Raw genomic sequence first — 213 nt, forward strand, 5'->3', positions numbered from 1 at the left:
TGGACACACAGCCTGCCCGCTGCGCTGGTATTGCTTGCCATTGCCGTGACGTTCTCCTTCTCGGCCCTACCCATCTTTTGGGCAATTCCGCAACGCTACCTCTCTGGCGCTGGCGCCGCGGGGGGGATTGCCGTCATTAGCAGCCTGGGTCAGTTGGGGAGCTTCTTCAGTCCCACCATGATCGGCTGGATTAAGGCCACGACAGGCAGTCTC

General features: G+C 61.0%; 1 pseudogene. It reads left to right on the forward strand.

What is annotated here, in order from left to right:
- Positions 1-213, forward strand: a pseudogene (locus ACYP5B_RS18930) (MFS transporter); the annotation flags it as partial.

This window comes from Cupriavidus sp. 8B, from assembly GCF_054589115.1.